This window comes from Paracoccus sp. Arc7-R13 (genome assembly GCF_004010775.1).
In the GTDB taxonomy this organism is placed as follows: Bacteria; Pseudomonadota; Alphaproteobacteria; order Rhodobacterales; family Rhodobacteraceae; genus Paracoccus; species Paracoccus marcusii.
Map to the genome: position 1 here is coordinate 1,682,255 of NZ_CP034810.1, position 25,095 is coordinate 1,707,349.

The 25,095-nt window shown below is 68.9% G+C and carries 23 protein-coding genes; 11 read left to right on the top strand and 12 right to left on the bottom strand.

Annotation, left to right across the window (positions count from 1 at the left end; translation table 11 throughout):
• The first annotated feature begins 2 nt into the window (after nucleotides 1-2).
• Nucleotides 3-467 carry a low molecular weight phosphatase family protein gene (locus EOJ32_RS08365; RefSeq protein ID WP_127898243.1) on the top strand — a complete coding sequence of 155 codons (465 nt, stop codon included), beginning with the start codon at nucleotides 3-5 and terminating at the stop codon, nucleotides 465-467.
• On the opposite strand, the gene EOJ32_RS08370 is transcribed toward EOJ32_RS08365, so the two are convergent.
• The gene (locus EOJ32_RS08370) at nucleotides 464-706 is read right to left on the bottom strand and encodes a DUF1127 domain-containing protein (protein WP_127898244.1); all 243 of its coding nucleotides are present in this window, start codon (nucleotides 704-706) and stop codon (nucleotides 464-466) included. The two genes, EOJ32_RS08365 and EOJ32_RS08370, sit on opposite strands and share 4 nt — an antisense overlap.
• A 134-nt stretch (nucleotides 707-840) precedes the next feature.
• On the opposite strand from EOJ32_RS08370, the gene EOJ32_RS08375 reads away from it, so the two are divergent.
• A complete protein-coding gene (locus EOJ32_RS08375; protein WP_164871413.1) occupies nucleotides 841-1,707 on the top strand; it encodes a LysR family transcriptional regulator in 867 nt (288 codons plus the stop codon).
• 4 nt (nucleotides 1,708-1,711) lie between these two features.
• Here EOJ32_RS08375 and edd read toward each other — a convergent pair whose 3' ends face one another.
• Complete coding sequence (edd, locus tag EOJ32_RS08380) at nucleotides 1,712-3,514, bottom strand: phosphogluconate dehydratase (protein WP_127898246.1); 1,803 nt, start codon at nucleotides 3,512-3,514, stop codon at nucleotides 1,712-1,714.
• A gap of 122 nt (nucleotides 3,515-3,636) precedes the next feature.
• Here edd and EOJ32_RS08385 point away from each other — a divergent pair, with 122 nt between their 5' ends.
• The 6 genes from EOJ32_RS08385 to ftsY all read left to right on the top strand — a co-directional run bounded on the left by EOJ32_RS08385 (nucleotide 3,637) and on the right by ftsY (nucleotide 10,311).
• Complete coding sequence (locus EOJ32_RS08385; RefSeq protein WP_127898247.1) at nucleotides 3,637-4,869, top strand: RSP_2647 family RNA methyltransferase; 1,233 nt, start codon at nucleotides 3,637-3,639, stop codon at nucleotides 4,867-4,869.
• Complete coding sequence (locus tag EOJ32_RS08390; RefSeq protein ID WP_127898248.1) at nucleotides 4,869-5,408, top strand: RSP_2648 family PIN domain-containing protein; 540 nt, start codon at nucleotides 4,869-4,871, stop codon at nucleotides 5,406-5,408. Before EOJ32_RS08385 ends, EOJ32_RS08390 begins: the two co-directional genes overlap by 1 nt.
• Nucleotides 5,409-5,468: 60 nt before the next feature.
• Nucleotides 5,469-6,914, top strand: a complete 1,446-nt coding sequence (zwf, locus tag EOJ32_RS08395) for a glucose-6-phosphate dehydrogenase (protein ID WP_127898249.1) — start codon at nucleotides 5,469-5,471, stop codon at nucleotides 6,912-6,914.
• A gap of 2 nt (nucleotides 6,915-6,916) precedes the next feature.
• A complete protein-coding gene (pgl, locus tag EOJ32_RS08400) occupies nucleotides 6,917-7,588 on the top strand; it encodes a 6-phosphogluconolactonase (RefSeq protein ID WP_205963213.1) in 672 nt (223 codons plus the stop codon).
• A gap of 9 nt (nucleotides 7,589-7,597) precedes the next feature.
• Nucleotides 7,598-9,196: a glucose-6-phosphate isomerase gene (gene pgi, locus EOJ32_RS08405; protein WP_127898251.1), complete on the top strand. Its 1,599-nt coding sequence runs from the start codon at nucleotides 7,598-7,600 to the stop codon at nucleotides 9,194-9,196.
• A 107-nt stretch (nucleotides 9,197-9,303) separates the two neighbouring features.
• Nucleotides 9,304-10,311: a signal recognition particle-docking protein FtsY gene (ftsY, locus tag EOJ32_RS08410; protein WP_127898252.1), complete on the top strand. Its 1,008-nt coding sequence runs from the start codon at nucleotides 9,304-9,306 to the stop codon at nucleotides 10,309-10,311.
• On the opposite strand, the gene EOJ32_RS08415 is transcribed toward ftsY, so the two are convergent.
• Nucleotides 10,308-11,420, bottom strand: a complete 1,113-nt coding sequence (locus EOJ32_RS08415) for a Hint domain-containing protein (protein WP_127898253.1) — start codon at nucleotides 11,418-11,420, stop codon at nucleotides 10,308-10,310. The genes ftsY and EOJ32_RS08415 overlap by 4 nt on opposite strands.
• 127 nt (nucleotides 11,421-11,547) lie before the next feature.
• Entirely contained in the window at nucleotides 11,548-12,528 is a 981-nt protein-coding gene (locus tag EOJ32_RS08420) for a GlxA family transcriptional regulator (RefSeq protein ID WP_045999452.1), read from the bottom strand.
• Nucleotides 12,529-12,676: 148 nt separating this feature from the next.
• Between EOJ32_RS08420 and EOJ32_RS08425 the strand changes: the two genes are divergently transcribed.
• Nucleotides 12,677-14,083, top strand: a complete 1,407-nt coding sequence (locus tag EOJ32_RS08425) for a class II 3-deoxy-7-phosphoheptulonate synthase (protein WP_127898254.1) — start codon at nucleotides 12,677-12,679, stop codon at nucleotides 14,081-14,083.
• A 32-nt stretch (nucleotides 14,084-14,115) separates the two neighbouring features.
• Here EOJ32_RS08425 and EOJ32_RS08430 read toward each other — a convergent pair whose 3' ends face one another.
• The 7 genes from EOJ32_RS08430 to EOJ32_RS20115 all read right to left on the bottom strand — a co-directional run bounded on the left by EOJ32_RS08430 (nucleotide 14,116) and on the right by EOJ32_RS20115 (nucleotide 21,998).
• Nucleotides 14,116-14,985: a lysophospholipid acyltransferase family protein gene (locus EOJ32_RS08430; RefSeq protein ID WP_127898255.1), complete on the bottom strand. Its 870-nt coding sequence runs from the start codon at nucleotides 14,983-14,985 to the stop codon at nucleotides 14,116-14,118.
• The gene (locus tag EOJ32_RS08435) at nucleotides 14,985-15,905 is read right to left on the bottom strand and encodes a DMT family transporter (protein ID WP_127898256.1); all 921 of its coding nucleotides are present in this window, start codon (nucleotides 15,903-15,905) and stop codon (nucleotides 14,985-14,987) included. Before EOJ32_RS08435 ends, EOJ32_RS08430 begins: the two co-directional genes overlap by 1 nt.
• 85 nt (nucleotides 15,906-15,990) lie before the next feature.
• Entirely contained in the window at nucleotides 15,991-18,009 is a 2,019-nt protein-coding gene (gene tkt, locus EOJ32_RS08440) for a transketolase (protein WP_127898257.1), read from the bottom strand.
• Nucleotides 18,010-18,082: 73 nt separating this feature from the next.
• Nucleotides 18,083-19,405 carry an HlyC/CorC family transporter gene (locus tag EOJ32_RS08445; protein WP_045999448.1) on the bottom strand — a complete coding sequence of 441 codons (1,323 nt, stop codon included), beginning with the start codon at nucleotides 19,403-19,405 and terminating at the stop codon, nucleotides 18,083-18,085.
• Nucleotides 19,406-19,415: 10 nt separating this feature from the next.
• The gene (locus EOJ32_RS08450; RefSeq protein ID WP_045999447.1) at nucleotides 19,416-20,384 is read right to left on the bottom strand and encodes a tyrosine recombinase; all 969 of its coding nucleotides are present in this window, start codon (nucleotides 20,382-20,384) and stop codon (nucleotides 19,416-19,418) included.
• A complete protein-coding gene (locus tag EOJ32_RS08455) occupies nucleotides 20,381-21,841 on the bottom strand; it encodes a hypothetical protein (RefSeq protein ID WP_127898258.1) in 1,461 nt (486 codons plus the stop codon). Before EOJ32_RS08455 ends, EOJ32_RS08450 begins: the two co-directional genes overlap by 4 nt.
• Nucleotides 21,834-21,998 (bottom strand): hypothetical protein, encoded by a 165-nt coding sequence (locus EOJ32_RS20115; RefSeq protein WP_164871414.1) that lies wholly within the window; start codon nucleotides 21,996-21,998, stop codon nucleotides 21,834-21,836. The genes EOJ32_RS08455 and EOJ32_RS20115 overlap by 8 nt, the downstream gene beginning before the upstream one ends.
• Before the next feature lie 126 nt (nucleotides 21,999-22,124).
• On the opposite strand from EOJ32_RS20115, the gene EOJ32_RS08460 reads away from it, so the two are divergent.
• Together EOJ32_RS08460 and aroB are read left to right on the top strand one after the other, a co-directional pair.
• A complete protein-coding gene (locus tag EOJ32_RS08460; protein WP_240542382.1) occupies nucleotides 22,125-22,676 on the top strand; it encodes a shikimate kinase in 552 nt (183 codons plus the stop codon).
• Nucleotides 22,673-23,779: a 3-dehydroquinate synthase gene (aroB, locus tag EOJ32_RS08465; protein WP_127898260.1), complete on the top strand. Its 1,107-nt coding sequence runs from the start codon at nucleotides 22,673-22,675 to the stop codon at nucleotides 23,777-23,779. The genes EOJ32_RS08460 and aroB overlap by 4 nt, the downstream gene beginning before the upstream one ends.
• A 76-nt stretch (nucleotides 23,780-23,855) precedes the next feature.
• Here the strand turns inward: aroB and EOJ32_RS08470 are convergent, their stop codons facing one another.
• Nucleotides 23,856-24,902: a Glu/Leu/Phe/Val dehydrogenase dimerization domain-containing protein gene (locus EOJ32_RS08470; RefSeq protein WP_127898261.1), complete on the bottom strand. Its 1,047-nt coding sequence runs from the start codon at nucleotides 24,900-24,902 to the stop codon at nucleotides 23,856-23,858.
• Between the last annotated feature and the right edge of the window lie 193 nt (nucleotides 24,903-25,095).

Here is a 25,095-nt window from a genome sequence, read left to right on the forward strand (position 1 = left end):
CGATGACGCAGGACAAGATCCCCTCATCGGTTCTGTTCTGCTGCGACCACAATTCCATCCGCTCGCCCATGGCCGAGGGGATGATGAAGAAGTTCTATGGTCGCGCGGCCTATGTCCAGTCGGCGGGCGTGAAGAACGACATGGAGGTCGACGGCTTCGCAATCGCCGTCTGCGACGAGATCGGCGTGCCGCTGGCCAACCACCGCAGCCGCAGCTTCGAGGAGATGCAGGACTGGGGCGACGACCTGGGCCAGTTCGACCTGATCGTGGCCCTGTCGCCGGCCAGCCAGCGGATGGCGCTGGAAATGACGCGTCATGCGCATCTGGACGTGGAATACTGGCCGATCATGGACCCGACCGGCCTTGCCGAAGGGCGCGAGGCGCGGCTGGCGGCCTATCGCCAGACCCGCGACCAGATCGAGACGCGGATGCGCGCCCGCTTCGGCCCGCCGCACGACCCCACCTAGCAGCGGACGTCCCGGTCCTGGCGCCAATGGGCGGGCACGTCCCAGATGGGGCGGGACATTTCGGCGATCACGTCGTCGCGGGTCAGCCCGATGTCGCGCAGCTGGTCGTCGGACAGACGCGACAGGTCGATCCGGGTGCGGCGTACATCGAACATGGTCAATACGCGTTCCACCCACCAAGGGCGGGGCAGGATGCCATGGCCGGTCACCACGCGCAGCAGGGCGTTCTTCTGGGTCATCGTTCAGCCTCCTTGATTGAATACATCATCAGCGATGATGGATATTGTTCCGATCATCTTTCCAGTTGATGAATATCGTCCGGGGGCGTATTTGTGAAACGAATGGTTTTGATGTGATCCATCAGGGAAAATGGATGATGCGCAATCTGGATATCGCGACGCTGCGGTCCTTGCAGGCGGTCGCCGAATACGGTGCCGTCACCCGGGCGGCCGAGGCGCTGAACATGACGCAAAGCGCCCTGTCGATGCAGATGAAGCGGCTGGAGGAGGTGTTCGGCCGTCCCATGCTGGCCAAGGTCGGCCGGGGGGTCATCCTGTCGGATTTCGCGCAGGACCTGTTGGGCGAAAGCCGCAAGCTGGTGGCGCTGAACGATGCGATCCTGTCGCGCTATACCGGGCTGCAGCCCGAACAGAAGCTGCGCGTGGGTCTCAGCAGCGACTGGCTGTTTGCCAAGGTCGCCCAGACCGTGCGCGCCTTTCGCAAGGATTACCCGCGGGTTGAATTGGTCATGCGCGACGCCCGGACCAAGGACCTGCGGGCGCAGATGCGGCGGGGCGAACACGACGTCATCCTGACCACCGAATTCGAGGCACCGGCGGGCGCGATCCATCTGGCCAAGGTCGATCTGGCCTGGGTCGGCGCGGTCGGCGGTAGCGCCTGGCAGGAGCGGCCGCTGGCCCTGGCGACATCGTCGCATTGCGCCTATTACCCGGCGGCCATCGCGGCGCTGGACGCGGCCGGGATCGCCTGGACCCACCCTGCCGGAGAGGGCGGGGACGAGAACTGGCACATCCTGGCCGCCGCCGATCTGGGCGTCACCGTGCGCCCCCGCGGCATTCCGCAGGCGGGGCTGGAGGATGTGGAACATGGCGGCGGGCTGCCGCCGCTGCCGCCGACCTGGTTGAACGTCTATGTGACGGACGGCCCGGCGCGGCGGACGGCCTCGGACTTCGCGGGCTATCTGCGCCGCGTCGTCTGTGAGGTCGCCGCCGCCGCCTGACGGATCAGACCACCACGCCCGCGCCTTCGGTCGCAGGCCCGGCATTGGCGCGGAAGGCCGCGAACAGCTCGCGTCCCAGGCCCTCGCGGCTGCCTTTGGGGTCGAAGACGGCGGCATCGCGGCTGTCGAAATCGGCCTCCAGGCATTCCAGCGTGCCGTTCGCCGCATCCAGCCGCACCCGGTCGCCGTCGCGCAGCCGCGCCAGCGGACCGCCCATCGCCGCTTCGGGCGAGACGTGGATCGCGGCAGGCACCTTGCCCGACGCGCCCGACATGCGCCCGTCGGTGACCAGCGCGACCTTGAGGCCGCGGTCTTGCAGGACCGCCAGCGTCGGGGTCAGCGAATGCAGTTCCGGCATGCCGTTGGCGCGCGGCCCCTGAAAGCGGACGACGACGATCGTGTCCTCGGTGAACTCGCCGGCGCGGAAGGCGGTCTTGACCGATTCCTGGTCCTGGAACACGCGGGCGCGGGCCTCGATCAGGTGGCGTTCGGGGGCGACGGCGCTGATCTTGATGACGCCGCGGCCCAGGTTGCCCTGCAGCTGCTTCAGCCCGCCCGTGGCTGCGAACGGATCGCTGGCGGGGCGCAGGATGCGGTCGTTCAGCGTGGTGCGCGCGCCGTCCTCCCACCGGATGGTGTCGCCGTCCAGCTTGGGTTCGCGGACATAGCTGTCCAGCCCCGACCCGGTGATCGTCTTGACGTCCGGATGCAGCAGGCCCGCCTCCAGCAGCTGCCCGATCATGTAGCCCAGGCCCCCCGCCGCGTGGAAATGGTTCACGTCGGCCAGCCCGTTGGGATAGACCCGCGCCATCAGCGGCACATTCTCCGACAGGTCGTGGAAATCGGCGATGTCGATGATGACGCCCGCAGCCCGCGCCATGGCGGGCAGGTGCAGGACCAGGTTCGTGGACCCGCCCGTGGCCATCAGGCCGACGATGCCGTTCACGAAGGCGCGTTCGTCCAGCACCTGACCGGCGGGAGTGTATTCGTTGCCCAGATTGGTGATCTGCGCCGCGCGCTGGACCGCGGCCACGGTCAGCGCCTCGCGCAGCGGCGTGTTCGGGTTCACGAAGCTTGAGCCAGGCAGGTGCAGGCCCATGAACTCCATCAGCATCTGGTTGGTGTTTGCGGTACCGTAGAAGGTGCAGGTGCCCGCCGAGTGATAGCTGGCCATCTCGGCCTTCATCAGCTCGTCGCGACCGACCTCTCCGGTGGCGAATTGCTGGCGGACCTTGGATTTCTCGTCATTGGGCAGGCCCGAGGGCATCGGACCCGCGGGGACGAAGACCGCCGGAATATGCCCGAAGGTCGCGGCCGAGATGATCAGCCCCGGCACGATCTTGTCGCAGACGCCCAGGTACAGCGCCGAATCAAAGCAGTCATGCGACAGGGCCACCCCGGCGGCCAGGGCGATCACGTCGCGCGAGAACAGCGACAGCTCCATCCCCGGGCGGCCTTGCGTCACGCCGTCGCACATGGCCGGGACGCCGCCCGCGACCTGCACCGTGGCCCCCGCCGCGCGGCCCGCGGCGCGGATCACGTCGGGATAGCGTTCAAAGGGCTGATGCGCTGACAGCATGTCGTTATAGGCCGTCACGATCCCGATATTGGGCTTTCGCGTCGTCGCCATGTCGACCTTGTCGTCCATCGCGGCATAGGCATGGGCCTGGTTGCCGCAGGACAGGTGCGCACGGGCCGGGCCGTCCTGCGCCGCACGGGCGATCTTGGCCAGGTAGGCGCTGCGGCTGTCATGGGACCGCTCGCGGATGCGGTCGGTGACGCGGTCGATCATGGCGTGAAGGGTCATGGGTGCCTCCTCTGGCTTTGCGGCACTATACGCCGTTAGCGTTAACGGTTCAACCATCGGCGGTGGCCAGCCTTGTGCGCGGGGGTGGGAAATGTCAGATCGACCGCAAAAGGAGTTTTGCCATGAGCGAACTGCACAGCGACGACCAGACCGCCGGCCATCCCAACGATCGTGCCGTGATCCGGTTGCGCCCGAAATCCAAGCCGCAGGCGATCCGCCACGGCTTCCCCTGGGTCTTTGCCGACGAGGCGGTGCTGGACCGCCGCACCAAGGCGCTGCCCCCCGGCGGCCTGGCCGTGCTGGAGGATGCCGAACGTCAGCTGCTGGCCCTGGTGACCGTGAACCCGGTCAGCAAGATCATCGCCCGCGTGATGGACACCGACCCGGGCGCGGTGATCGACGGCGCCTGGCTGCGCGCGCGCCTGACCCGCGCCCTGCAGATGCGCGAGCGGATCTATGACGAGCCTTTCTATCGTCTGGTCCATGCCGAGGCCGACGGCCTGCCGGGCCTGGTCATCGACCGCTTCGGCGACGCGGCCGTGATCCAGCCCAACGCGGCCTGGGCCGACGGCATGGCCGAGGACATCGCCGATGCGCTGATCGACGTCGCGGGCGTCTCCACGGTCGTCCTGAACGGGCAGGGCCGGTCGCGGGGCCTGGAAGGTCTGGCCGAGCGGCTGGAGGTCATCCGCGGCACCGCCCCATCCGGCCCGGTCCAGGTCCGCATGAACGGCGCGACCTATCTGGCCGACCTTCTGGGCGGGCAGAAGACGGGCCTGTTCTTCGATCAGCGCCCGAACCACGCCTTCGCACAGCGGCTGGTGGATGGCGGGTCGGTCCTGGACGTGTTCAGCCATGTGGGTGGTTTCGGCCTGGCGGCGCTGGCGGCGGGGGCCGACAGCGCGCTCTGCATCGACGGCAGCGCGCCTGCGCTGGAGCTGGCACGGGGCGGTGCAGCCGCCATGGGTGCCGCGGACCGGCTGGAGACGCAGCAGTCGGATGCCTTCGACGCGCTGGAGGCCCTAGCCGAACAGGGGCGGACCTTCGACGTGGTGGTCTGCGACCCGCCGGCCTTCGCGCCGTCGAAGCCCGCGCTGGAGAAGGGCCTGCGCGCCTATGAGCGGGTGGCCAAGATGGCCGCGCCGTTGGTCGCGCCGGGTGGCTATCTGGTCCTGTGCAGCTGTTCGCACGCCGCCGACCTGACCGCCTTCCGCAACGTCAGCGCGCGCGGCATCGGACGCGGCGGGCGGCGCGGGGTGTTGATCCACACGGGTCAGGCCGGGCCCGACCATCCGACCCTGCCGCAGCTGGCCGAGACGGGCTATCTCAAGGCGCTGTTCTTCCGGCTGGACTGATGCGCGCCGTCCTGGACGCCAATGTGCTGTTCCCCACCATCCTGCGCGAGATCCTGACCGATCTGGCGCAGGCGGGGGTTTACCACGCGCTTTGGTCGGACCGCATCCTGGAGGAATGGCACCGCGCCGCCGCCCGCATCGGTCCCGATGCCGAAAGCGTCGCGGGGGCCCAGATCGCGCTGCTGCGCCTGCGCTTTCCGCAGGCGGTGCAGCCCAATGACGGTCAGGCGGCGATCGACCTAGACTTTCCCGACCCCGGCGACCGCCATGTGGTCGAGGCCGCCCTGGCCGGGTGCGCATCCCTGATCGTCACCGCGAACCTGCGCGATTTTCCGCAGCGGATGATGGCCGTGCTGGGCCTGCGCGCCATCCATCCCGATGCGTTCCTGCTGGATCTACTGGCGCGCGACCGGCCCGCGGTCCTGTCCGCGCTGCAGGCCGCCCGCGACCGTGCGGAGGCGGCGGGCGGTGCCATGAGCATGGCCGAGATGCTGAAGCGCTGTCGGCTTCCGCGGCTGGCGCGTGCAGTGAAAGGTTGAACGGCATTGCTGTTATCGCTAACAAGGGGTAAGGCGAACGCCACCCAACAGGAGGACAGCATGGTCTCTCGTGTCATTCCGGTCGATGACTTCGACCTCGTGATCTTTGGCGCCACGGGCGATCTGGCCCATCGCAAGATCCTGCCCGGTCTCTACCGGCGCTTCAAGGCGGGACAGTTCCCGGCCACCAGCCAGATCATCGGCGCCGCGCGCACCGACCAGGACGACGACGCCTTCCGCGCCGAGGCGTCCAAGGCCATCTGCGAGTTCGCGGGCGCCAAGGCGGACGACCAGCAGCTGACCGAGTTCCTGGGCCTGCTGGGCTATGTCCCCATCGACGCCAAGGGCGAGGGCGGCTGGCAGGCGCTGAAGGACCGGATGCGCAAGGGCGCGGTCCATGCGTTCTATTTCTCGGTCGCGCCGGCGCTGTTCGGCGACATCGCCGAGCGTCTGGCGGGCCACGGCATCGCCGATGACGACAGCCGCATCGTGGTGGAAAAGCCCTTCGGCCGCGATCTGGCCAGCGCCAAGGCGCTGAACGCCACGCTGGCGCAGCATTTCAACGAACAGCAGATCTATCGGATCGACCATTACCTGGGCAAGGAAACCGTCCAGAACCTGATGGCGGTGCGCTTTGCCAACGTGCTGTTCGAACCGCTGTGGAACGCGCAATACGTGGACCACGTCCAGATTACCGTGGCCGAGACCGTGGGCGTGGCCGGACGCGGCAGCTATTACGACAAGTCCGGCGCGATCCGGGACATGGTCCAGAACCACATGATGCAGCTTCTGTGCCTGATCGCGATGGAGCCGCCCTATCACTTCGACCCCGACGCCGTGCGCGACGAAAAGCTGAAGGTGATCCGCGCGCTGGAGCCGTTGGAGCCCAAGGACATCGTCCGCGGCCAGTACCAGGGCGAGGGCAGCGACTATCTGACCGACGCCGAGGACCCCGATTCGCGGACCGAAAGCTATGTCGCGATGAAGGTTCGCATCTCCAACTGGCGCTGGCAGGGCACGCCCTTCTATCTGCGCACCGGAAAGAAGCTGCGCGCGCGGACCAGCGAGATCGCGATCACCTTCAAGGAACCGCCGCATTCGATCTTTGACGACAGCGGCCATCCCAAGGCCAACGAGCTGGTCATCCGCCTGCAGCCGAACGAGGGCATGAACCTCAAGGTGATGATCAAGGAGCCGGGGCCGGGCGGCATGCGCCTGGTGCAGGTGCCGCTGGATATGTCCTTTGCCGATGCCCTGGGGCCGGAGGGCGCGGACATGCCCGACGCCTACGAGCGGCTGATTATGGACGTGATCCGCGGCAACCAGACGCTGTTCATGCGCGGTGACGAGGTCGAGGCGGCCTGGGCCTGGACCGACCCGATCATCAAGTCCTGGGAGGAGGGCAAGCGCCGGCCCGAACCCTATGACAGCGGATCCTCGGGGCCCGAGGAGGCGTTGCGCCTGATGCACCGCGACAACCGTCGCTGGAGGGAGATCAGGGCATGAGCATGGATTTCAAGGAATACCCCGACCGCGAGATGCTGGCCCTGTCGGTCGCGGACCGCATCGCCTCGCAGCTGGCGCAGCATCTGCGTGGCAATGACCGCGCCACTCTGTGCGTGCCGGGCGGCACCTCTCCGGCGCCCGTGTTCGAGACGCTGTCGGGCACCGATCTGGACTGGTCCCGCGTCACCGTCGTCCTGGGCGACGAACGGTGGGTGGACGGCGATCACAAGCGGTCGAACTCTCGCCTGCTGCGGCGCCACCTGCTCAAGGACAAGGCGGCCGCGGCCGAGTATATCGACCTCTATACCGGCGACGCCTCGCCCGATTTGGCGACCGATGGCTTGGCAGAGCAGCTGGCGCCGACGCTGCCGTTGACGGTGGTTCTGCTGGGCATGGGCAACGACATGCACACCGCCAGCCTGTTCCCCGGCGCCGATCACCTGGAGGCCGCGATGGCCGCAGGCGCGCCTCCCGTCATGGCCATCCGCGCCGATGGCGCCGAGGAGCCGCGCATCACCCTGACGCGACCGGTCCTGGCCGACGCGCTGAACATCCACGTCCTGATCATGGGCCCCGAAAAGCGCGAAGCGCTGGAGCGCGCGCAGAAGTCGGACCCGATGCAGGCGCCGATCCGCGCCTTTCTTGACCAGGCCACCGTCCATTGGGCCGAATGAGGAACTGACATGACCGCACTTTGGAACCGCCTCAAGGATCATCGCAAGGCCCAGGGGTCGGGACGGATCGAGGCGCTGTTCAACGCCGACCGCGCCACCGATTACCGGGTGCAGGCGGACGGACTGACCTTCGACTATTCCAAGACGATGATCGACGCGGGCGCGCGTAATCTGCTGCTGGAACTGGCGGCCCCCGTGGCGGCCCGCCGCGACGCGATGTTCGCGGGCGAGAAGATCAACGAAACCGAAGGCCGCGCCGTCCTGCACACCGCGCTGCGCAACCTGCAGGGCAGCGTCACCGTCGACGGCCAGGACGTCATGCCCGCCGTGCGCGAGACGCATCAGCGCATGACCCGCTTTGCGACCCAGGTCCGCGACGGCGGATTTGCGGGGCAGGGCGGTCGCATCACCGACGTGGTCAATATCGGCATCGGCGGGTCGGACCTTGGCCCGGCCATGGCGGTGCTGGCGCTGGCGCCCTATCACGACGGGCCGCGCACGCATTTCGTCAGCAACGTGGACGGTGCCGACATCGCCGACACGCTGAAGGGGCTGGACCCGGCCACGACGCTGGTGATCGTCGCCTCCAAGACCTTCACCACCATCGAGACGATGACCAACGCCCAGACGGCTCGCAACTGGATGGCCGCCTCGGTCACCGATCCGGGCGCACAGTTTGTGGCCTTGTCCACCGCCGCCGCCAAGGCCGCCGATTTCGGAATCGCCGAAGACCGTGTCTTCGGCTTCGAGGATTGGGTCGGCGGACGCTATTCCGTCTGGGGCCCGATCGGGCTGTCCCTGATGCTGGCCGTGGGGCCGCAGGCGTTCGACCAGTTCCTGGCCGGCGGCGCGGCGATGGACGCGCATTTCCGCACGGCCGAACCGGCGCAGAACCTGCCGGTGATGCTGGCCCTGACGGGCATCTGGCATCACCAGATCTGCGGCTATCCGACCCGCGCGGTGCTGCCTTATGACAACCGCCTGATGCGCCTGCCCGCCTATCTGCAGCAACTGGAGATGGAATCGAACGGCAAGCGCGTGGCCATGGACGGCAGCGATCTGGAGGTCGTGTCGGGCCCCGTCGTCTGGGGCGAACCCGGCACGAACGGCCAGCACGCCTTCTATCAGCTGATCCACCAAGGCACGATGCCCGTCCCCTGCGAGTTCATCCTTGCCGCGCGCGGGCACGAGCCGGACCTGACGCATCACCACATCCTGCTGGCCGCCAACTGCCTGGCGCAGTCCGAGGCGCTGATGCGGGGCCGGTCGCTGGACGAGGCGCGCGCCCTGATGCAGGCCAAGGGCCTTGAGGGTGCCGAACTGGACCGTCAGGCCCGCCATCGCGTGTTCCCCGGCAACCGGCCCTCGACCACGCTGCTGATGGAGCAGCTGACCCCCTTCGCCTTGGGCCAGATCGTCGCGCTGTACGAACAGCGTGTCTTCGTCGAGGGCGTGATCCTGGGCATCAACAGCTTTGACCAGTGGGGGGTCGAGCTGGGCAAGGAACTGGCCCTCAAGGTCGAACCGCTGCTGAAGGGAGAGGCCGCGCCCGGCCACGACCCCTCGACCGAGAGGCTGGCGGGGCTGATCCGGCAGATGCGCGGCTGACGCGCGCCCGAACCGTGGGACATCAAAGCCGCCCCGATCCGTCGGGGCGGCTTTTCCTTGGCGCCGCAAGCGGGTAGGGTCCGCCCGGCACAGCGAAAGGTCGGATCATGGCGTTCTTTACCAAACTGCGAGAGCGGCTGACGCGGTCCTCCTCCAAGATCGGGGCGGGGCTGGACGATATCGTCGGAGAGACCGCGACGGCCCCCGTCGCCCCTGCCGCGGCGCCCGAACCGTCGGGGCTGGTCGGACGTCTGTTCGGCCGCGCCGAGGCGCAGGTCGAGGAGCCTCGCCGCGCCCTGGACGACGAGATGCTGGAGGAACTGGAGGACATGCTGGTCCAGGCCGATCTGGGCGTCGAGACGGCCCTGCGCGTCACAGCCAACATCGCCGAGGGGCGCATGGGCCGGCGCATCTCCTCGACCGAGCTGAAGCAGCTTCTTGCGGCCGAGATCGGGCGCATCATGGCTCCGGTCGCGCGCCCCTTGCCGATCTATCCGAAGAAGCCGCAGGTGGTGCTGGTCGTGGGCGTCAACGGCGCGGGCAAGACGACCACCATCGGCAAGCTGGCCAGCCAGTTCCGCGCCGCGGGCAAGTCGGTGGTGATCGCCGCGGGCGACACGTTCCGCGCCGCGGCGGTCGAACAGCTGCAGGTCTGGGGTCAGCGGGCCGGCGTGCCGGTGATGGTCGCGCCGCAGGGCAGCGACCCGGCCAGCCTGGCATGGGACGCGATGGTCCGGGCCGAGGCCGAGGGCGCCGACCTGCTGATGATCGACACCGCCGGCCGCCTGCAGAACCGCCAGGACCTGATGGAGGAGCTGGCCAAGATCGTCCGCGTGATCCGAAAGAAGGACCCCGACGCGCCGCACAACACCCTGCTGGTGCTGGACGCTACCACCGGCCAGAACGCCCTGAGCCAAGTCGAGACCTTCCGCAAGCTGGCCAATATCTCGGGACTGGTGATGACCAAGCTTGACGGCACGGCGCGCGGCGGCGTGCTGGTGGCCTTGGCCGACCGCTTCGGCCTGCCGATCCACGCGATCGGCGTGGGCGAACAGATCGACGACCTGGACGCCTTTGATGCGGACGAATTCGCCCGCGCCCTGGTCGGTCTCTAGGCGTCCAGCAGCGCCTTGCGGTTGCGGTCGTGCCGCTGCACCAGGCGCCGGGCATGGCGACCCGACAGCAGCGGCCGCGCGGGCGTCAGTGCGCGTCCCGCCGTCAGCTGCCTGATCCGCCGGGCGTTCTGCGCCCCAAGGGCGCGCAGGGCGACGGGACCGGGCAGCAGGCTTTCCGCCCATGCGCCCTCGGCCACCAGCACCTGATGATCGGCCAGCAGCACGTGCCAATAGGTGACGTCGCAACGCTCGCCCTGCACCGTGATGCCCGGCAGGCCCACCAGATGACGCGCCGCGACCAGAACCTCCGCCTCGCCGGTCATGCGCTCGGCGATGGGAGAGCGGATCATCAGCCGATGCTGGGGCGACACGACCAGATCGCGCCCGGGCTGGCCGGGGCCCAGGGCATGGGCCGCGATCCGGATTGGCCGATGGTCGGGGCGCTGGTCCAGATCGCGGGCCTGCATCCGGCGATGACCGATCCACAGGACCGGCTGATATCCGTGGTCCATCGTCCGCAAAAGCGTGCCGGGACGCAGGTCCTGGACCCTGCACGGCCCGGATGCCGTCTGGATCAGCGTGTCCTGCGCAAAACAGGCCGAAGCCGTGGGGGCAGGCCAGGGCTGGGCGTCGTCACCCGGCCCGAAGCTGCGAACGCCTGCATAAGTATAGCGCGCCCCTGGGTCGAAGACCGGCTCGATCCCGTTGTCATCGGGAATGGGGAAGATCAGAAGCGACTGGCGGCCCCCGAATTCGATGCCGGCGCCATAATGCTCGTAGCTGCGCGGATACATGACGACATAGCTGTCTTCCGCGTCAGAGGTGATGATCGAGGCGACGAAGTTCGACATCTGCGTTCCCGCAGGGGTGATCTTTGCATTGTCCCCATGACCAAAGACCGCGTCATGAACCAGAAGCTGGTCCGTCTCATCGTATGTATAGGTGCCGCTGCGGAACGCGTCGTCGTCATCGCTGATCACGATCGTGCTGAGGACCGGGTCATTCATCACGATCGGCGCGCCGTTCGACCACGGGGCGTCGGCCAGCAAGCCGATGCCGCCTGCCGGGATGACATTGCTGATCGTCAGGACCGTGATCGTATGTTCCATGGAAAACCCTTGTGCTGCCGGTCGAACGGACCCGGCAGTCACATGTCACCGGGCAGTACCGGACCCTAGGGCGACAATGGTTAACGCTTGGTTAACCGATTCAGGAAAAGTTAACGATTTCCGCAGCTCAGGCCGGGATCGACGCCGAGGTGCCGCGTTCCCGATAGGGCGTGCTGCCATATTGCGCACGATAGCATTTCGAGAAATGCGACGGGCTGGAAAACCCGGACGCCAGGGCGATCTCGATGATCGACATCTCGGTCTGCATCAGCAGGTTGCGGGCGCGGGAAAGTCGGGTTTCCATGTAGTACCGCTTGGGGCTGCGGTTCAGATAGCGGCGGAACAGGCGTTCCAGCTGCCGGGTGGACATGCCCGCGTCCAGCGCCAGCTGGGCAGGGCTGACCGGGTCCTCCAGGTTCGCCTCCATCCGGGCGATGACGGCGGCCAGGCGCGGATGGCGCACGCCGATGCGGGTGGGGATCGACAGGCGCTGGCTGTCCTGGTCGGTTCGGATCGCGGTGTGCAGCATCTGGTCGGCCACGTCCGCGGCCAGCGCGTCCCCCTGCGCCAGCGCGATCAGGTGCAGCATCAGGTCGATCGAACTGGTCCCGCCCGCCGCGGTCAGCCGGTTGCCGTCATGGACGAAGACCGACCGGAACAGGTCGACCTCGGGGAAGGCCTCGGCCAGGCCGTCGTGGTTCTCCCAGTGGATGGTGGCCTTGCGGCCGTCCAGCAACCCGGCCTCGGCCAGGATCCAGGTGCCGGTGCAGACCGCCCCCATCGCCGCGCCGCCGCGCGCCTGCCGGCGCAGCCAGGCCAGCACCGGGCGCGTCGCCTCGCGCGCGATGTCGGTGCCGCCGCAGACGATCACGACCTCGTCCCGGCCGGGCGGGGGGGCGTCAAGGTCCAGCCCGCCGTCCAGCATCACCCGCGTCCCGTTCGAGCACGTCGCCACGTCGCCCCGCGGCCCGACCAGGCGCCAGTCGAACAGCGTCTGCCCCGACGCGCGGTTGGCCAGACGCAGGGGCTCGATCGCGGCCGTAAAGGGCAGCATGGTGAATCGATCCAGCAACAGGAAGGTGAAGCGTCGCGGTTTTTCGGATGGCATGGGGGCTATCTTTGCATGCGGTTGCGCCCCGCACCCAAACAGCCTTTTGACGCCACGGCAAGGGGGCTTTCCAGAGGGCCGCGGCAGACCCTTTTCCTGCCGACTGTTAGCGTTTATACCGACGCGACATTTTCAAGGAGCGCAGGACATGACGCAGCAGACCCGCAAGACCGCCACCCAGGATTGGGACAAGGCCGGCTGGCGCGCCTATCCGCGCGTCCAGATGCCCGACTATACCGATCCCGCCGCGCTGGCGGGGGTGGAATCGCAACTGCGCCGCTATCCCCCGCTGGTCTTTGCCGGAGAGGCGCGCCGCCTGCGCGCCCAGCTGGCGGACGCCGCCGCGGGCCGGGCCTTCCTGCTGCAGGGCGGTGACTGCGCCGAAAGCTTCAGCGAATTCAGCGCCGACAACCTGCGCGACACCTTCAAGGTGCTGCTGCAGATGGCCGTGGTGCTGACCTGGGGCGCGCAGATGCCCGTGATCAAGGTCGGGCGCATGGCAGGCCAGTTCGCCAAGCCGCGGAGCGCGCCGACCGAGGTGATGGACGGGGTGGAGCTGCCCAGCTATCGCGGCGACATCATCAATGGGTTCGATTTCACCCCCGAGGCCCGCATTCCCGACCCGACGCGGATGCTGGCGGCCTATACCCAGGCGGCGGCGTCGCTGAACCTGCTGCGCGCCTTCTCGACCGGCGGCTTCGCGGACATGCACCGCGTGCAAAGCTGGATCGCCGATTTCGTGGGCGGCCCCGAGGCTGCGCGGTACCGCGACATCGCCGGCCGCATCGGCGATGCGATGGCCTTCATGCAGGCGGCGGGCGTCAATTCCGACACCGCGCACCAGCTATCCAAGGTCGATTTCTATACCAGCCACGAGGCGCTGCTGCTGGAGTACGAGGAGGCCCTGGCCCGCATCGACAGCACCACCGGCCTGCCGGTGGCGGGGTCGGGCCACATGATCTGGATCGGCGACCGGACGCGTCAGCCTGACGGCGCGCATGTCGAGTTCTGCCGCGGCGTGCAGAACCCGATCGGCCTGAAATGCGGCCCGACGACCACGGCGGACGACCTCAAGGTTCTGATGGCCAAGCTGAACCCCGCCAACGAGGCCGGGCGCCTGACGCTGATCGCACGCTTTGGTGCGGGCAAGGTGGGCGACCACCTGCCGCGCCTGATCCGCGCGGTGCAGGACGAGGGCGCGAACGTCGTCTGGTCGTGCGATCCGATGCACGGCAACGTCATCAAGTCGTCGACCGGCTACAAGACGCGCGCCTTCGATTCGATTCTGCGCGAGGTCCGCGAATTCTTCGGCGTCCACAAGGCCGAGGGCACGATCCCCGGCGGCGTGCATTTCGAGATGACCGGCAAGGACGTGACCGAATGCACCGGCGGCGTGCGCGCCGTCACGGACGAGGATCTGTCGGACCGCTATCACACTGCCTGCGATCCGCGCCTGAACGCCAGTCAGTCGCTGGAGCTGGCCTTCCTGGTCGCCGAGGAACTGCGCGCCCGGCGCGAGGACGCCGCGCCCGTGCGGACCGCCGCCAACATCTGATCACGACAGGGCCCCGCCGATGCGGGGCCTTTTCATTTCCAGCGGCGGTGGACCCAGAACCACTGGTCCATGTGGCGCCGCACCAGCATCTCCAGATCGTCGTTCAGCGCCTGCATCATCGCGCGGGAATCGCCATGCGCGATGGGCGCGCCGACATGAACCTTGAAGGACAGCCCGTCCGGTTGACGAATGCCGCAGATCGGTACCAGCAGCGCGTCATAGCGGCGGGCCAGGTCCGCCGGCGTCAGCACCGTCCGCGTGGGCAGGTCGAAGAACCGCAGCTCCGCCCCCTCGCGGTCGAACTGATCGAAACCCAGGGCCAGCCAGCCGCCACCCTTGAGAAACCGCAGCATCGCCGCCAATCCAGCCCGGCCGCGCGGGAACAGCGGCTCGGCGATGGCGGTGATGGCGGGGACGTAATGGCGGTTGAACGCCTCGTTGTTCATGGGGCGGTACAGGGCGCCGACCGGCCAGCCGCGCGCGGCCAGCGCGGCCCGCATCGCGTCGTAATTGCCGAAATGCGCGCAGGCCAGGATCACCGGGCGATGGCTGTCCAGAGCCTCCTCCAGCGCGGCAAGGCCGGCGCCCTGCAGCGGATCGGCCGTGCGGATGCGGTCCGTGAATTCGTCGGCGGAATAGATTTCTGCCACCGACCGGCCCGCATTGTCGGGAACGGCGCGCACCAGCGCCTCGATCTCTGCCGGGGACAGGTCGGGGCGGGCCAGCGCCAGGTTGTCGCGGATGCGCCTGCGCCAGCCGGCGATGGGCGCGATCACGTGCGAAAACACCCAGCCCATCGCCGGGATGCGGCGCGAATAGGGCAGCAGGCGTGCCAGCCCCATGATTGCCACGAACGCGCCGTTGGCCAGCCGGTCGGTTATCGTGGATCGGTCATCGCGCATCACGCCCCCTTGGCGGCCCGCGCCTCGCGCGACCAGACATACAGCCCCGCGGCCACGATAATGACCGCGCCAGTGACGGTCCAGACATCCGGAAGCTGCCCGAAGAAGACGAACCCCCACAGCCCGGCCCAGATCAGCCCCGTATAGCCGAAGGGCGCCAGCGTCCCCGCCTCGGCTGCGCTGAACGCCTTGACCAATAGGTACTGGCTGATCGTGCCGAACACTGCCAGCGCGGCGAATGCCCACAGATCGCTCGCGGCGATCGGCTGCCAGAACATCGGCACCACGATGCTGGAGGCGACGGTGCCCACGACGGCCGACCACAGCACCGAGGTCGCCACCGAATCGGTCCGCACGACGCGCGTCAGCAACGCCCCCGCGGCATAGGTGAAGGCCCCGGCCAGTGGCAGCAGCGCCGCAGGCTGGAACACGCCCAGTCCGGGGCGGATGATCAGCAGCGCGCCGACCAGTGCCACCGCGATCCCCGCCAGCCGCCGCGGGCCGACCTTCTCACCCAGGAACAAGGCCCCCCCAAGCGTGATCAGGACCGGGTTCAGGTCCATGATCGCCGTCGCCTCGGCCAGCCCGATGTATTGAAGCGAGGTGAAGAACAGCCCGACCGACCCAAGCTGCATCATCGCCCGAGCGAACTGCATGCCCGGCTGGCGCGTGCGCAACAAAGGCAGCATGGCCCCGCGAAAGATCAGCGCAAAGATCAGCAGGTTTCCGATGAACCGCGCCCAGATGACCTGCGCCGGATGATAGGTCTGCGTCAGGTGCTTGGCCGTCGCATCCATCAGCGTAAAACCCAGGATCGCCGCCAGCAGCAGCGCGATGCCCCGTGCCTGGTCCGATCCGGGCCGCCGCAATCCATCCCGCTCCCGACCCATCAGCGCGAATGCGCGCGCCAGGACGCGCATCAGAAGGCGCGGTCATGGGCGTCTGGGCAACGAAGACACAGTTTCTCCTTTGCCCAAATACCCATCGCGACGGTCGGTCCGGGTATCACAGCAGCGCTTTCGCGCGCTCTGCGACAGCCTCGGCGGTGATGCCGAACTCCTTGTACAACTCGGGTGCAGGACCCGAGGCGCCGAACCCCTCCATGCCGACGAAGGCAGAGCGGTCCTCCTGGCCGCGCTCTCCCAGCAGCAGCCAGTCCCAAGGCTGGCGCACCGCGGCTTCGATCGCGATGCGCACGGTGTTCGCAGGCAGCACCTCGGCGCGATAGTCGCGCGGCTGGTCGCGGAACAGCTCCATCGAAGGGACGGACACGACGCGGGTCGGAATGCCCTGACCCTCCAGCGCATCGCGCGCGGCGACGGCGATCTCGACCTCCGATCCGGTGGCCATCAGTACGACCTTGGGCGTGGCCGAGGCCTCGCGCAGGACATAGGCGCCCTTGGCGGTCAGGTTCTCTCCGGTCTCCTGGCGCAGCAGCGGCAGGTTCTGGCGCGACAGGGCCAGGACCGACGGCGTCGCGTCCTGCGACAGGGCGATCTCCCAGGCTTCGGCGGTCTCGGTCTGATCGCAGGGGCGGAAGGTCAGCGTGTTGGGCGTGGCGCGGCAGATCGCCAGGTGCTCGACCGGCTGGTGGGTCGGGCCGTCCTCGCCCAGGCCGATACTGTCATGGGTCATCACATAGACGACCGGCAGGCCCATCAGGGCCGACAGGCGCATCGCCCCGCGCGCATAGTCTGTGAAGGTCAGGAACGTCCCGCCATAGGGGCGGAACCCGCCATGCAGCCAGATGCCGTTCATCGCCGCTGCCATGCCGTGTTCGCGGATGCCGTAATGCAGATAGCGGCCCATACGGTTTTCGGCGCTGAAGACGCCCTGGCCGCCGGTCTTGGTGTTGTTCGATCCGGTCAGGTCGGCCGATCCGCCGAAATTCTCGGGCATTTCGGCATTCAGCACCTCCAGCACGTTCTCGGAGGCCTTGCGGGTGGCGACCTTGGGCTTGGCCTCCAGCGTCTGGACTTTGAAGGCGTCGATGATCGCGTTGAGGCGCGGATGGACCTCGTTGCCGATGCGGCGGGCAAAGTCGTTGCGCGCCTCGTCGGACAGCGCGTCCACGCGGTCGTTCCACGCCGCGCGCTGCGCCGCACCGCGCTGGCCGATGGCCCGCCAGTCCGCGACGATCTGGTTGGGCAGGTGGAAGGGCTCATGGCTCCAGCCATAGGCCGCGCGGGTGGCCGCGATCTCGTCCGCGCCAAGCGGAGAGCCGTGGGCCTTGCTGCTGTCGGCCTTGTTCGGAGCGCCAAAGCCGATGATCGTCTTGCAGTCGACCAGCGTCGGGCGGCCGTCATCCTGCGCGGCTTGGCTCAGCGCGCGGTCGATGTCGGCGGCGTCATGCCCGTCGCAGGACAGGACGCGCCAGCCTGCGGCGGCAAAGCGGGCATGTTGGTCGGTCGCGTCCGACAGACTGACGCGGCCGTCGATGGTGATGTCGTTATTGTCCCACAGCACGATCAGGCGGCCCAGCTTCTGGTGGCCGGCCAGGGCGATGGCCTCGTGGCTGATGCCCTCCATCAGGCAGCCGTCGCCGGCGATGACCCAGGTGCGGTGGTCGCACAGATCGGCCCCGAACTCGGCGCGCATCGCCTCCTCGGCGATGGCAAAGCCCACGGCGGTGGCGATGCCCTGGCCCAGGGGGCCGGTGGTCGTCTCGACCCCCTCGACATGGCCGTATTCCGGATGGCCCGCGGTGATCGCGCCCAGCTGGCGAAAGTTGCGGACCTGGTCCAGCGTCATCTGCTCATAGCCGGTCAGATGCAGCAGGCTGTAGATCAGCATGGACCCGTGGCCCGCCGACAGGATGAACCGGTCGCGGTCGAACCAGTGCGGCGCGCTGGCGTCGAACTTCAGGTGGTTGCGGAACAGGACGGTGGCCACGTCCGCCATGCCCATCGGCATGCCGGGATGGCCGGAATTGGCAGCCTCGACCGCGTCCATGGACAGCACGCGGATCGCGCTGGCCAGGTTCCAATGGGCGGGGTCTGCGGTGCGGCGGGCGGCGATGTCCATGGGATGTTCCTTGCGGCACGTGGGGTTGGCGCGTTGTTATGGGTTGGCACAGGCGGTTGCAAGCCGCCGCCGGTCAGCCGTCGGTGGCCGTGGGCAGGGGGCGGATGCGCAGCCGGGTGATGCGGTTCTCGCGCCGCGTGACGACCTCGAAGCGATAGCCCGCGAAACTGAACACCTGTCCCTGCTCGGGGATCGACTGCGCCATGTGGATCACCAGGCCCGCGATGGTGTTGGCCTCGTCGTCGGGCAGGGTCCAGTCCAGCTGGCGGTTCAGGTCTCGGATGGTCATGCCGCCCTCGACAAGGTAATCGCCCTGGGCGTTGGGCTTGAGGGTCTGATCCTCCTCGGTGTCGTGCTCGTCGGCGATCTCTCCGACGATCTCCTCGATGATGTCCTCCAGCGTGATCAGGCCGCGCAGCGATCCGTATTCGTCCACAACCAGCGCGAAATGCGTGCGCCGCTTCAGGAACTCGCGCATCTGCTCGTCCAGGACGCTGGTCTCGGGGACGAAATAGGGGGGCATCATCACCGCGGCCAGATCGAACCGCCGCGCGGCGCTGGCATCGCCCGCATCGCCCACGGCCCGGTTCACCGCGCGCAGCAGGTCCTTGGCGTGGATCACGCCCACGATGTTCTCGCGCTCCTCGCGATAGACGGGCAGGCGGGTGTGCGGGCTGGCCAGGACCAGTTCCAGGATCTTCTCGGGCGGCAGGTCGCCGTCGATCATCTGGATCTCCGAGCGGTGGCGCATGATCTCCTCGACCGTGCGGTTGCCCAGGTCCAGCGCACCCAGCAGGCGGTCGCGGTCCTCCTTGTTCACCGCGCCCTGTGCGTGGCCCAGGGACAGCGCCCCCTCGATCTCCTCCTCCAAGGAAAACATGTGCTTGCCGGGATCGGTCTTCAGGCCGGCCACCGACAGCATGCCCCCCACGATCAGGCGCACGACGCTGACGATCGGGGACAGGATGACGGTCAGGATGCCGATGGGACGTGCCACCAGGCTTGCCACCTTTTCGGGGGCAGAGATGGCGTACGTCTTGGGCATCACCTCGGAGAAGATCAGCACCAGCACGGTCATCACCAGCGTGGCGATCGCCACGCCACCCGCGCCCAGCAGGCGCGTGAACAGCGCGGTCGCAAGGCTGGCGGCCAGGATGTTGACGACGTTGTTGCCCAACAGGATCGCCCCGATCAGCTTCTCGCTGTCGGCGGTCACGCGGACGGCGGCTTCGGCGCCGCTGTCGCCCCGATCGGCGCGGGCCCGCAGCTTGGCCTTGCTGGATGCGGTCAGCGCGGTCTCGGACCCCGAAAAGAAGGCCGACAGCATCAGGCAGATCAGGATCGCCGCGATGGTGACGACGGCCGCAAAGTCGAGCGCAGAGGTAAGTTGGTCCATGAGGTCCCGGTCAGTTGGTGTTGGCGGCATCGTCAGGCGACACGCCGCGCGCCAGAGGGTGGTGGTTCAGAACCAGATCGCGCATGCGATGGTTCAGCACATGAGTATAGATTTCCGTCGTGCCCAGATCGGCATGGCCCAGCAGCATCTGGATGCTGCGCAGGTCGGCGCCGCCTTCCAGCAGGTGGGTGGCAAAGGCGTGGCGGATCACGTGCGGCGTCACGCGCGCGGGATCGATGCCCGCCGCCACCGCCATCTGGCCCAGCAGGCGCGAAAAGCTCTGCCGCGGCAGGTGGCCCGCCGCGCCCGGTGCGGGAAACAGCCAGCGCGCGCCGCGACCCGCCAGCAGGCGGTACAGCGGGCTGCCCTGGGGGGCGTTGTCGCGGATCTCCAGCCAGTCGCGCAGGGCGGTCCGGGCGGCCTGGCCAAGGGGGACCATCCGGTCCTTGCCGCCCTTGCCGCGGATCACCAGGACCGCCGGATCGCCCCGGCACCCGGCCACCGGCAGGCTGACCAGTTCGGTGACGCGCATGCCGGTCGCGTACAGCAGCTCGATCAGGCACATGTTGCGCGTGCGGTCGATCCGGCCCCGGCCGATGCCGGGGGCTGCGTCCAGCAGCGCCTGGATCTCGGCCCGGTCCAGCGTGCGCGGGATGCGCTTGGCGCGGCCGGGGCCCGCGATGCGGATGGCGGGGTCGTCCTCGCGCCAGCCCTCCTCCAGCGCAAAGCGGGTGAACTGGCGGATGGCCGACAGGCGGCGGGCACGGGTGGCCCGCGACAGGCCCTGCGCGTCGCAATGGGACAGGTAATCCTCGACCTGCTCGCGCGTCAGCCCGGCCAGCGACAGCGCCCGCGCGCCCAGCCAGTCCGACAGGTCGCGCAGGTCGCGGCCATAGGCCAGCAGCGTGTTCCGCGCGGCCCCGGCCTCGGCGGCCTGGGCGTCCAGAAAGGCGCCGATGGCGTTGTGGTCGGCGCTCATTGCGGGGCCTGCATCTGCGGCAGAAGGGTGATCTGCGCCTCGGCGTGATCGGCATCGGGGTCCAGACCCAGGGCGCGCAGCATGGCTATGCCACGCCCGGCGCGGGCCAGATCGCCCTCCAGCGCCGCGTCGATATCGGCCATCGCGGTCAGCAGCGCCTCTCCGCGACGGGTGTCGGGGGGCGTGGCGGGGGGTGCGGCCATCTCGGGCGCGGGATCGGGGATCACGCTGTCGGGCAGGCCCATCCAGGCGCGCATCAGGTCGGCCACCTCGGCGGCGCGGGGATCGGTGATGCCGGTGGGCAGGTCGGCCGCGACCATCGCCGCCAGCAGGTCGGCCATCCCGGCCGCGCGGAATTCGTCGAAGGCGCGGGGCAACGCCTGCGCCAGATCGCCGCCCGCAAGCGCCGCCTCCAGCGTGCGCATGACTCCGGCGCGTTCCCAGACCCCGCCCGATGCCGCGGGCCGCTGTTCGCCATAGATCTGGCGCAGGGTCGTGGCGGGCAGGGCGCCGGTGCGCGCCAGACGCTCGGCAGCCTCAAGCCGGGCCTTGAAGCCGCTGTTCAGGCGCAGGTCGGATTGCGCGAAGGCCACCGGCAGGGGCTGCGTTGGCAGGGGCTGTCCCACGGCCTCGTAGATGCGGAATTCCAGCGGGGTCATGCGGTCGGCGGGGGCCAGCAGCTCTGCCGTGTCGACGAAGGCGTCGTCCAGGAAATGCGTCAGCAGGATCGCCTGGCGTTCGTCGATCAGGCCAAGCGCCTCGGCGCCGTGCAGGCCGATCGCCGCCGCGGCCCAATCGCCCGTTTGCGCCAGACAGAAGATGCGCGCCGCAAAGCTGGGCGCGATGCCGGGCGTGCCGTTCATGATCGCGCAGGCGCGGCCTTCGTCGCCCTCCAGCAGGGCGATGTCGAACATGCGGCGAAAGATCTCGGGCTGGCCGGGGCCGGCGGCGACCAGCAGCGACTGCGCCTCGTCCAGCGCGCCCATGTCCAGCAGGCGGTCGGCGCGCGACAGGAACAGCTGTCCCCGCATCCCTTCTGGCGCGGTGGGGGGGGCCAACTGTGCGGTCAGCACACGCTTCAGCAACGCCTGCATGGATTGCAGGCGGGCGGGCGTGGCCAGCACCATCTGCGACAGCTGCGCGGGGTCGCTGCCCGACCACAGGTCGGCCGGCAGCCCGGCACGGCGGGGGCTTTGCGTGCCGGTGTGGTCAGGGTTGCCCTGGTCCAGGCGGGTGACCTGTACCGGACCCACGGCGCCGCTGGTGGCCACCGGCTGGGGTCTGGCGCTTGGGCGGGGCGGTGGGGCGTCGCCGGGCCGCCAGGCCGAGCTTTCGCGCACCGGGCCGCGGACGCTGCCCGACAGCCAGTCGCTGGCCGACAGGGGCTGCTGCTGCGCCAGGGCAAGGCTGGGCAGCAGCGCCAGGACCAGTGCGCAGAGGGTGGTTCTGTCAGTCACCGGCAGCCTCGGCCGGCTGTTCGGCCGCGGGGGTGTCCAGCTGCAGGGGGGTGCGGACCTCCTGGCGGGTCGGGGCCATGTCGCCGAAATAGGCATAGCCCGCGAGGCCGATCAGTCCCGCCAGAATCAGCACCACCAGCAGTTTCAACATCCGCATTGCATTCGCCTTTGCTCGACCGTGTTTTCTGTGTTCTTGCACCGGTCTTGGGCCGGCTCGGGGCGAATATATATGGCAATTTCCGAAAGATCACGTCATTCAGTCACCCGATTGACGGGGGGCCGGATGACACAGGTGCTGACGCGCCATATCGTGCTGATCGGAATGATGGGCGCGGGCAAGACCGCCATCGGGTCGGAACTGGCCCGCAGGCTGCGCGTGCCGTTCACCGATTCCGACGCCGAGATCGAGGCCGCGGCGGCCATGTCCATCAGCGAGATCTTTGCCCGCGACGGCGAGGCGTTCTTTCGCGCGCGCGAGGCGCAGGTGCTGTCGCGCCTGCTGGCGGGGGCGCCGGGCGTCGTCTCGACCGGGGGCGGCGCGTGGATGCGCCCCGAGAACCGGCAGATCATCGGGGAACGGGGCCTGTCCGTCTGGCTGAACTGTTCGCCCGAGACGCTGTGGGCGCGCGTGCGCCAGCGCCCGACGCGCCCCCTGCTGCAGACCGCCGACCCAAAGGGCACGCTGCTGCGCCTGCTGGCGGAACGCAGCCCCGTCTATGCGCTGGCGGACCTGGAATTCGTGTCCCGCGCCGGCGACACGATCGAGGCGACCGCGACCCGCCTGATCGCCGAACTGACCGCCGCCCATCCCACCCTGACCCAGGAGAAGCCATGACCGATCCCGTCACCGTTCCCGTGCCCCTTGGAGCGCGCGCCTATGACGTCCGCATCGGGCAGGCCCTGCTGGGTCGCGCGGGCGCCGAGATCGCACCGCTTCTGTCGCGGCCGCGCGTGGCGATCGTCACCGACGCAACGGTGGCAGGGCTGCATCTGGCACCGCTGCAGGCCGCGCTGCGCGACGCGGGGATCGCCAGCGAGGCGCTGGTCCTGCCGGCCGGGGAGGGGACCAAAAGCTGGCCGCATCTGACGGCCTGCGTCGACTGGCTGCTGGACCAGCACGTCGAGCGGCGCGACGTCGTCCTGGCGCTTGGCGGCGGGGTGATCGGTGACCTGGTGGGTTTTGCGGCGGCGATCCTGCGGCGCGGGGTGCGGTTCGTGCAGCTGCCCACGACGCTGTTGGCGCAGGTCGACAGCAGTGTGGGCGGCAAGACCGGGATCAACAGCGCGCATGGCAAGAACCTGGTCGGCGCGTTCCACCAGCCCTCGCTGGTCCTGGCCGATATCGACGTGCTGGACACGCTGAGCTCGCGCGATTTCCTGTCGGGCTATGGCGAGGTCGCCAAGTACGGTCTGCTGGGGGATGCGGCTTTCTTTGCCTGGCTGGAGGAGAACGGCCCTGACCTGGCGGGGAATGCGGGCCTGCGCCAGCAGGCGGTCGCGCATTCGGTGGCGATGAAGGCGGGCATCGTCACCCGCGACGAGACCGAGCAGGGCGAACGCGCGCTGCTGAACCTGGGCCACACCTTCGGTCACGCGCTGGAGGCGGCGACCGGGTATTCGGACCGGCTGCTGCATGGCGAGGGCGTGGCCATCGGCTGTGCGCTGGCCTTCGATCTGTCGGCGCGGATGGGGTTGTGTTCGCAGGAGGCGCCGAGCCGCGTCCTGGCGCATCTGCGCCAGATGGGCATGCCCGCACGACTGTCCGAGATCCCCGGCGCCCTGCCAGACGACGGGGGCCTGATCGCGCTGATGGGGCAGGACAAGAAGGTCGTGGACGGCCAGCTGCGTTTCGTGCTGGCCCGCGGGATCGGCGAGGCCTTCGTCAGCGATGCGGTCGAAGGTAACATGCTGGCACGCGTCCTGCACGACGCGCGCTAGGCGTCCGTCCCGGCCCGCGAAGCCGCGACAGCCCCCATCGAGGAGGCCGCCACGGCTGGCTGTCGCCGAAGCCGCCTCAGGCGGCGCGACGGGTGGTCAGCATGTCGTGGACCATCTGATCGGCCACGGCCGAGGGCAGCTGGTCCGTGTCGCGCGCGCGGGTCAGCATCTGGTCGACGCGGCCGGCGATGGCGGTCAGGCGATCCAGGCGCCAGGCGTCGGGCTTGCCGTGGATCTCGCTTGCGACGCTGATGATGCCGCCTGCGTTCACGACATAGTCGGGCAGATAGGTGATGCCGCGTTCGGCCATGATGTCCGCCACGCCGTCATCGGCCAGCTGGTTGTTCGCGGCGCCGCAGACCAGCGTCGCGGTCAGCGCCGTGGCGGTGTCCCGCGTCAGCACGCCGCCCAGGGCGCAGGGAGCTAGGATGTCCATCTGCTGATCGAAGACCACGTCGGGCGCACACACGGTTGCGCCAAGGCGTGTCGCGGCGTCGTCCAGCGCCGCCTGATGGATGTCGGTCACCATCAGCCGTGCCCCCGCGGCGGCCAGCTTTTCGGCCAGCGACAGGCCGACATGGCCCAGCCCCTGCACCAGCACCCGCCGCCCGGTCAGATCGTCCGTGCCGAACGCATGGCGCGCGCCCACGCGCAGGCAGCGGAACACGCCCTCGGCGGTCCAGGGCGAGGGGTCGCCCGATGCGCCGGACAGGCCCACGGCAAAGCGCGTCGCCTCGGCCGCATGGGCCATGTCCGCCGGAGAGATGCCGACATCCTCGGCCGTCCAGTAGGTGCCGCCAAGCGCGTCGACGGCCTCGCCGAAGGCGCGCATCATCGCCGGGGTCTTGTCGGTGCGCGCGTCGCCGATGATGACCGCCTTGCCGCCGCCCAGGCCCAGGTCGGCCATCGCGTTCTTGTATGTCATGCCGCGGGCCAGACGCGTCACGTCATGGATCGCGGCATCGTCGTCGGCATAGGCCCACATGCGGCACCCGCCCGCGGCAGGGCCGAGCGTGGTCGAATGCAGGCAGATCAGCGCGCGCAGCCCGGCCTGCGGGTCCTGTGCCAGAACCAGACGCTCGAACCCCTGGGGTGCGGTCAGATCGGTAAGTGTCAGTGCCATCTGCAAGCCTTCCTGTGGCAGGCGCGCGGGCCGTCCCGCGCAGGGATCAGCCCAGAAACCGCCAGCGCGGACGCAATGCAAGCGCAGGATCATTCGCAAAGCCCGTACCGCCTACCGCGCAACTTGCGGCAAGGGCGGGGTGCGCGCCGGCAAGATCGCGTCGCGCGCCGGCAACGAAAAAGGGCGGCCCAAT

What these genes read in the sequence shown, in the direction of transcription:
- EOJ32_RS08365 (WP_127898243.1), top strand. Translation starts at nt 3, where the DNA reads ATGACGCAGGACAAGATCCCCTCATCGGTTCTGTTCTGCTGCGACCAC.
- EOJ32_RS08370 (WP_127898244.1), bottom strand. Translation starts at nt 706, where the DNA reads ATGACCCAGAAGAACGCCCTGCTGCGCGTGGTGACCGGCCATGGCATC.
- EOJ32_RS08375 (WP_164871413.1), top strand. Translation starts at nt 841, where the DNA reads ATGATGCGCAATCTGGATATCGCGACGCTGCGGTCCTTGCAGGCGGTC.
- edd (WP_127898246.1), bottom strand. Translation starts at nt 3,514, where the DNA reads ATGACCCTTCACGCCATGATCGACCGCGTCACCGACCGCATCCGCGAG.
- EOJ32_RS08385 (WP_127898247.1), top strand. Translation starts at nt 3,637, where the DNA reads ATGAGCGAACTGCACAGCGACGACCAGACCGCCGGCCATCCCAACGAT.
- EOJ32_RS08390 (WP_127898248.1), top strand. Translation starts at nt 4,869, where the DNA reads ATGCGCGCCGTCCTGGACGCCAATGTGCTGTTCCCCACCATCCTGCGC.
- zwf (WP_127898249.1), top strand. Translation starts at nt 5,469, where the DNA reads ATGGTCTCTCGTGTCATTCCGGTCGATGACTTCGACCTCGTGATCTTT.
- pgl (WP_205963213.1), top strand. Translation starts at nt 6,917, where the DNA reads ATGGATTTCAAGGAATACCCCGACCGCGAGATGCTGGCCCTGTCGGTC.
- pgi (WP_127898251.1), top strand. Translation starts at nt 7,598, where the DNA reads ATGACCGCACTTTGGAACCGCCTCAAGGATCATCGCAAGGCCCAGGGG.
- ftsY (WP_127898252.1), top strand. Translation starts at nt 9,304, where the DNA reads ATGGCGTTCTTTACCAAACTGCGAGAGCGGCTGACGCGGTCCTCCTCC.
- EOJ32_RS08415 (WP_127898253.1), bottom strand. Translation starts at nt 11,420, where the DNA reads ATGGAACATACGATCACGGTCCTGACGATCAGCAATGTCATCCCGGCA.
- EOJ32_RS08420 (WP_045999452.1), bottom strand. Translation starts at nt 12,528, where the DNA reads ATGCCATCCGAAAAACCGCGACGCTTCACCTTCCTGTTGCTGGATCGA.
- EOJ32_RS08425 (WP_127898254.1), top strand. Translation starts at nt 12,677, where the DNA reads ATGACGCAGCAGACCCGCAAGACCGCCACCCAGGATTGGGACAAGGCC.
- EOJ32_RS08430 (WP_127898255.1), bottom strand. Translation starts at nt 14,985, where the DNA reads ATGCGCGATGACCGATCCACGATAACCGACCGGCTGGCCAACGGCGCG.
- EOJ32_RS08435 (WP_127898256.1), bottom strand. Translation starts at nt 15,905, where the DNA reads ATGCGCGTCCTGGCGCGCGCATTCGCGCTGATGGGTCGGGAGCGGGAT.
- tkt (WP_127898257.1), bottom strand. Translation starts at nt 18,009, where the DNA reads ATGGACATCGCCGCCCGCCGCACCGCAGACCCCGCCCATTGGAACCTG.
- EOJ32_RS08445 (WP_045999448.1), bottom strand. Translation starts at nt 19,405, where the DNA reads ATGGACCAACTTACCTCTGCGCTCGACTTTGCGGCCGTCGTCACCATC.
- EOJ32_RS08450 (WP_045999447.1), bottom strand. Translation starts at nt 20,384, where the DNA reads ATGAGCGCCGACCACAACGCCATCGGCGCCTTTCTGGACGCCCAGGCC.
- EOJ32_RS20115 (WP_164871414.1), bottom strand. Translation starts at nt 21,998, where the DNA reads ATGCGGATGTTGAAACTGCTGGTGGTGCTGATTCTGGCGGGACTGATC.
- EOJ32_RS08460 (WP_240542382.1), top strand. Translation starts at nt 22,125, where the DNA reads ATGACACAGGTGCTGACGCGCCATATCGTGCTGATCGGAATGATGGGC.
- aroB (WP_127898260.1), top strand. Translation starts at nt 22,673, where the DNA reads ATGACCGATCCCGTCACCGTTCCCGTGCCCCTTGGAGCGCGCGCCTAT.
- EOJ32_RS08470 (WP_127898261.1), bottom strand. Translation starts at nt 24,902, where the DNA reads ATGGCACTGACACTTACCGATCTGACCGCACCCCAGGGGTTCGAGCGT.